This window comes from Streptomyces sp. SID14478, from assembly GCF_010548525.1.
In the GTDB taxonomy this organism is placed as follows: Bacteria; Actinomycetota; Actinomycetes; order Streptomycetales; family Streptomycetaceae; genus Streptomyces.
The window spans coordinates 1-5,320 of record NZ_JAAGMG010000222.1 but is presented as its reverse complement, the minus strand read 5'-3'; the positions used below and the strand labels follow the sequence as shown (position 1 = coordinate 5,320).

3 protein-coding genes are annotated in these 5,320 nt (G+C 73.6%); 1 reads left to right on the top strand and 2 read right to left on the bottom strand.

What is annotated here, in order from left to right:
- Together G3I40_RS08310 and G3I40_RS08305 are read right to left on the bottom strand one after the other, a co-directional pair.
- Positions 1–399 (bottom strand): condensation domain-containing protein (locus G3I40_RS08310; RefSeq protein WP_164301519.1); only part of this gene is annotated, 399 nt, incomplete at its 3' end.
- Positions 399–3,701: a non-ribosomal peptide synthetase gene (locus tag G3I40_RS08305; protein ID WP_164301518.1), complete on the bottom strand. Its 3,303-nt coding sequence runs from the start codon at positions 3,699–3,701 to the stop codon at positions 399–401. The genes G3I40_RS08305 and G3I40_RS08310, both read right to left, overlap by 1 nt.
- A gap of 163 nt (positions 3,702–3,864) precedes the next feature.
- Between G3I40_RS08305 and G3I40_RS08300 the strand changes: the two genes are divergently transcribed.
- Positions 3,865–5,157: an MFS transporter gene (locus G3I40_RS08300; RefSeq protein WP_164301517.1), complete on the top strand. Its 1,293-nt coding sequence runs from the start codon at positions 3,865–3,867 to the stop codon at positions 5,155–5,157.
- Positions 5,158–5,320: the final 163 nt, after the last annotated feature.

Sequence of the window (5,320 nt, the reverse complement as noted above, 5' to 3'; positions counted from 1 at the left end):
AGCCGGATCGAGTCCGGGCAGGTCCTCCAGCGGGAGCGGCACGGCGGCGGGAGGGTCCTCGACGATCTGCCGGTCCTGGGCGAACCGCGTGCGCAGCACCGCGTGCCGGGCGACGAGCGCGGTCAGGGCCCGGCCGAGGGCGGGCACGTCCAGCGGGCCGCGCAGCCGCAGCACCACGGGGGTGTGGTAGATCGCCTGATGGTCCATCAACTGGTCGAGGAACCACATGCGTTGCTGGGCGTACGACATCGGGGCGATGGTGCCCGGCGCCAGCGCCGTGATCGGGCCGGGCGCCCCGTCGCGGGCCCGCGACATCTCCTTGGCCCTGAGGCGGGCGAGCAGCGCGGCACGCCGTTCGGGGGACAGGGTGGCGAGGCGCTCGCGCAGATCGGCGTCCATCAGCTGTCCTCCAGGTCGTCGAGCAGCTCGGCCAGCAGGTCCTCGTCGGCCGCGGCCAGTTCCTCGCTCTCGATGAGCGCGGCGAGCCCGGCGATGGTGGAGGCCCGGAAGAAGGCGCGCAGCTCCAGGCCCACTCCGAAGGCATCGCGCACCCGGGACGTGATCTGGGTGATGCGCAGCGAGTTGCCGCCCAGGGTGAAGAAGTCGTCGTGCACCCCGAGGTCCGTGGTGCCGAGGACCTCGCCCCAGATCTCGGCGAGACGCGACTCGGTCGGCGTGCGCGGCCCAGTCCGCTCGGACGCCGCGGCGCGCTCGGGATCGGGCAGCCTGGTGTGGTCGATCTTGCCGTTGGCGTTGAGCGGGAACGAGTCGAGCGCGACGAACGAGGAGGGGACCAGGCCGGCGGGCAGCAGCGCGGCGAGTTCCGTGCGCAGGGCCGCGCTGTCGGGGGCGGCGCCGTCCGCCGTCACCAGGTGGGCGACGAGGGCGCCGTCCCGCAGCGTCACCAGGGCCTGCCGGATCCCCGGCCGGTCGGTGAGCACCGCCTCGATCTCGCCGGGCTCGATGCGCAGGCCGCGCACCTTGAGCTGGCGGTCCAGCCGCCCGTGGAAGGTGAGGACGCCGTCGTGGCGGCGGATCGCGAGGTCACCCGTGCGGTAGACGCGGCTGCCCGGCGGGCCGAAGGGGTCGGGCAGGAACTTCTCGGCGGTCAGTCCCGGGCGGCCGAGGTAGCCGCGGGCCACGCCGGTGCCGCCGATGCACAGCTCACCGGGGACTCCGGCGGGCGCCAGATCACCCTGTTCGTCCACGACGTAGGCCCGGTAGCCGGCGAGCGGCAGACCGATGGGCGGGGGGCCGTCCAGCACGTCGGGGACGAGGTGGTCGATGCAGGCCACGGTCGCCTCGGTGGGGCCGTAGGCGTTGTGGAACTCCCGGCCGGGGATGTTCCACCGGTTGACCAGGTCGCCGGGGTAGGGCTCCAGCCCCACGAACAGCCCCCGCAGGTCGGGGAAGGCGTCGGCGTCGAGCTCGGCGAGGATCGACGGCGGCAGGTCGGTCACCGTGACCCCTGTGGAGCGCATCAACTCGGCGAGCCGGTCCATGTCGTGCAGCACCTCGACCGGCGCCTGCACGAGGGCCGCGCCGCTGGTGAGTGCCGAGAAGAAGTCGAAGACGCTGACGTCGAAGGCCGGATTGGCGAACTGCAGCACACGGTCGCCGGGCACGAGCCGGAAGGTCTCGACGATGGCGAGGACGAACTCGACGACCTGGCGGTGCTCCACCACCACCCCCTTGGGGCGGCCGGTGGAACCCGAGGTGTAGATGACGTACGCGGCGGAAGCGGGGTCGATGACCGGGGCGGGTCCGTGCCCTGAGTCCTCGGTGGCCTCGGCGGCTTCGATGTCGTCGGTGTCGTCGGCGTCCAGCAGGACGGGCGTCACGCCCGCGGGCAGGAGTCCGGCGACCTCGCGCACGCTCACCACGGTCCGGCAGCCCGCGTCGTCGAGCATCCACGCGATCCGGTCCGCCGGATAGCCGGGGTCGATCGGCAGGTACGCCGCGCCGGCCTTGAGTGTCCCGAGCAGTGCCGCGGGCAGTTCGGGACCCCGCGGCAGCAGCACGCCGACGATGCCCTGCGCGCCGGCGAGCCGCCGGGCCAGCCGGTCGGCGCGGGCGTTCAACTCGCCGTAGGAGACGGTGGAACCCTCGAAGTGGCAGGCCGGGGCGTCGGGGTCGGCGGCGGCGCGCTCCTCGAAGAGCTGGTGCAGCAGCCGGCCGCGCGCACCGGGCGCGTCCGGTCCGGTGCTGTGGCGCAGCGCGAGAGCCCGCTGGTCGGCGCCGAGCAGGTCGAGCCGGGACAGCGGGGCGGCGGGATCGGCGCACACCTGGTCGAGAACGGCGGCGTACTGCGTGAGCAGCTGTTCGATCCGCTCCCTGTCGAAGAGGTCGGTGGCGTACTCGGCCCACAGGTCGAGACCCTCCCCCGGGACCTCGGTGACCTGTACGGCGAGATCGAACCGGGCGGTCTTCTGCCCGACGGGCTCGTGGACGACCTGCAGGCCGCCCGCCCGGCCGCTGCCCGCCGTCGCGTTCTGGAGGGTGAAGGAGACCTGGAAGAGCGGATTGCGGCTGGTGTCCCGTTCGGGGCGCAGCTCCCGCACGAGCCGGTCGAAGCCCAGCCCCTGGTGGAGATGGGCGCCGAGGACGGTCTCCCTGGTCCGGGCGATCAGCTCGCTGAACGTCGGGTCACCGGCGGTGTCCGTGCGCAGCACCAGCGTGTCGGCGAAGAAGCCGATGAGCCGCTCGATGTCGGGGTGGTCGCGCCCGGAGAACACCGAGCCGACGACGACGTCCTTGGCACCGGTGTAGCGGGTGAGCAGCGCGTTGAAAGCGGCCAGCACCACACTGAGCAGCGTCGCCTGCTCGGCGCGTGCCAGCTCGCCGAGCCGGGTGCGCAGCCCGTCGGGCAGACGCAGGACGGCGGTGTCGCCGCGGAAACTCTGCTCGGCCGGGCGCGGCCGGTCGGTGGGCAGGTCGAGGGCCGGCAGGTCCGCGAGGCGCTCGCGCCAGTAGGCGACCAGCCGGTCGGTCGTCCCGGCCGACGCCCGCTCCCGCTCCCAGGCCGCGAAGTCCGCGTACTGGACCGGCAGTTGGGGCAGGTCCGGCGAGGTGCCCGCGACCGTGGCGGCGTAACAGGCCGTCAGTTCCGAGACGAGGATGCCGGTGGACCAGCCGTCGGTCGCGATGTGGTGGATGCAGAGCACCAGCAGGTGTTCCTGCGGCGCGAGCCGGATCAGCCGGGCGCGCAGCAGCGGCCCCGAGGCCAGGTCGAAGGCGCCGGTGGCCACTTCGAGGGCCAGGGCGCGGGCCTCTTCCTCGGCGTCCGGCCGCTGCGACAGGTCGGTCAGCGGGATGTCCACGCGCGCGGGAGCCGGATCGATGATCTGGTGGGGCACGCCGTGCTCTTCGCTGTAACGGGTGCGCAGGCTCTCGTGCCGTGCGACGACGAGGGTGAGCGCCGCGACCAGCTTCTCGTGGTCGAGGTCCCCGCTCAGGCGCAGCCCCAGCGGGGAGTTGTAGACGGCCTGGCCCGGCGCCCACTTGTCGAGGAACCAGAGCCGCTGCCCGGCGAAGGACAGCGGCAGCGGACGGTCGCGCGGCACCGGGGACAGCTGCGCCGTGGTGCCGCGCCGCGCACCCAACTCCTTCAGCAGACGCTTGGCCTCGGTGGCGTCACCGGTGGTCGTGCGAGCGGTGCGGGCACGAGCTCGGATCGGCCCGCCGGCTTCGAACCTCGGCATGCGGCATCTCCCTCTGCGCGGACTCCTGGTGCTTGGCAACTGTGGCCCGCGCGGTAGGGGGTGGCCATCGGGACTTCTCCCGACTGGCCGGGCCGGGCCCCGGTGTCCCAGCGTGAGCGGGAGTTGTTCGGAGCGCGGGGTCGCGAAGTGAGGTGGTGCACCGGTGCTGGTCCGAAGGCAACGGCGAGCGGAACCGGGTTCGGTACGACAGGGCGACGACTTCCGGCGCCTGTGGGCCGGGGACGCGGTGTCACAACTCGGTTCGCAGATCACGCTCTTCGCGCTGCCCGTCACGGCGGTGACCACCCTGCACGCCTCGGCCGACCAGGTCGGTCTGCTGCAGGCGCTCTACACGCTGCCGTTCCTGCTCGTGCCGCTGCCCGCCGGAGTGTGGCTGGAGCGGCGGGCCCGGCGGCCGGTGCTCATCGTGCTGAGCCTGCTCAGCGCCGCCCTGGTCCTGTCGGTCCCGGTCACGGACGCCTTCGGCACGCTCGGCCTGGCCCACCTGTACGTCATCGCCCTGCTGGGCGGCGCCGGCACCGTCGTCTCCGACATCGCCAAGGCCTCACTCGTGCCGCAGCTCGTCGGCGCCGACCAACTGGCCTCGGCCAACAGCCGGTTGAACGTCGGCCTCGCGGTCGGCGGTACCGCGGGCCCGGGACTTGCGGGCTGGCTGACCGCCCTGGTGGGCGCCTCGAACGCCCTCGTCCTTGACGGCCTGTCCTACCTGTGGTGCGCGCTGATGACCGGCCGGCTGCGCCACCGCGACGCCCCGCGGCCCGCCGAACGCCCCGCCAGGGACCTGCCGCGGGAAGTGCGGGAGGGGCTCCACACCGTCTTCAGGACGCCCGCGGTGCGCACCATCGCCGTGCACGCGGCGCTCAACAACGCCGGCGTCCAGCTCCTCAACGTCGTCCTGGTCATCCACCTCGTACGCGACCGCGGATACGGCAGCGCCGCCTACGGCCTGGTCCTGGTGTGCGGCGGCGTCGGCGCCGTCCTCGGCACCCTGGCCGCGCCCCGGCTCATCCGGACCTTCGGCTACGGCCGGGCCATGGCAGGCACCCTCGCCGTGACGGTGAACGCGTTCTGGATCCTGCCCGTCGTGGGCGGTTCGCGCACGGCCGTGGTGACGGCGTTCGCCGTGACCCTCGCCCTCACCTCGGCGGGCACCGGCGTCGGCGGCGTCGTGAGCGTGACGCTGCGCCAGCTGCTGACACCGCCCGTCCTGCACGCCCGGATGAACGCCAGCTACCGCATGGTCACCTTCGGCACCATCCCGCTGGGGGCGCTGCTGGGCGGCCTGCTCGTGGAGCGGTTCGGCACCCAGGCGACCCTGTGGATCGTCCCGTTCGTGTTCACCGCGTCCGTGCTGCCCCTCGGGCACCGGAGCGTACGCCTGCTCGGCCCGACCCCTGATCACTCGGAGCAGAAGGTACTGGAGGGGACGACGTGAGATTCCTCGACCGGATCGCGGCCCGGGGTGCGGCCGACCCGCACGCGGTGGCGATCCTCGACGCCGGACAGGCCGTCCCGTACGGAGAGCTGTGGGCGCAGTCCGGCCGGACCGCGGCCCGGCTCGCCGACGCCGGGGTCGGCCCCGGCAGCCGGGTCGCCCT

Excerpts from the sequence above, each read along its gene's own strand:
- G3I40_RS08305 (WP_164301518.1), bottom strand. The coding sequence starts at position 3,701 with ATGCCGAGGTTCGAAGCCGGCGGGCCGATCCGAGCTCGTGCCCGCACC.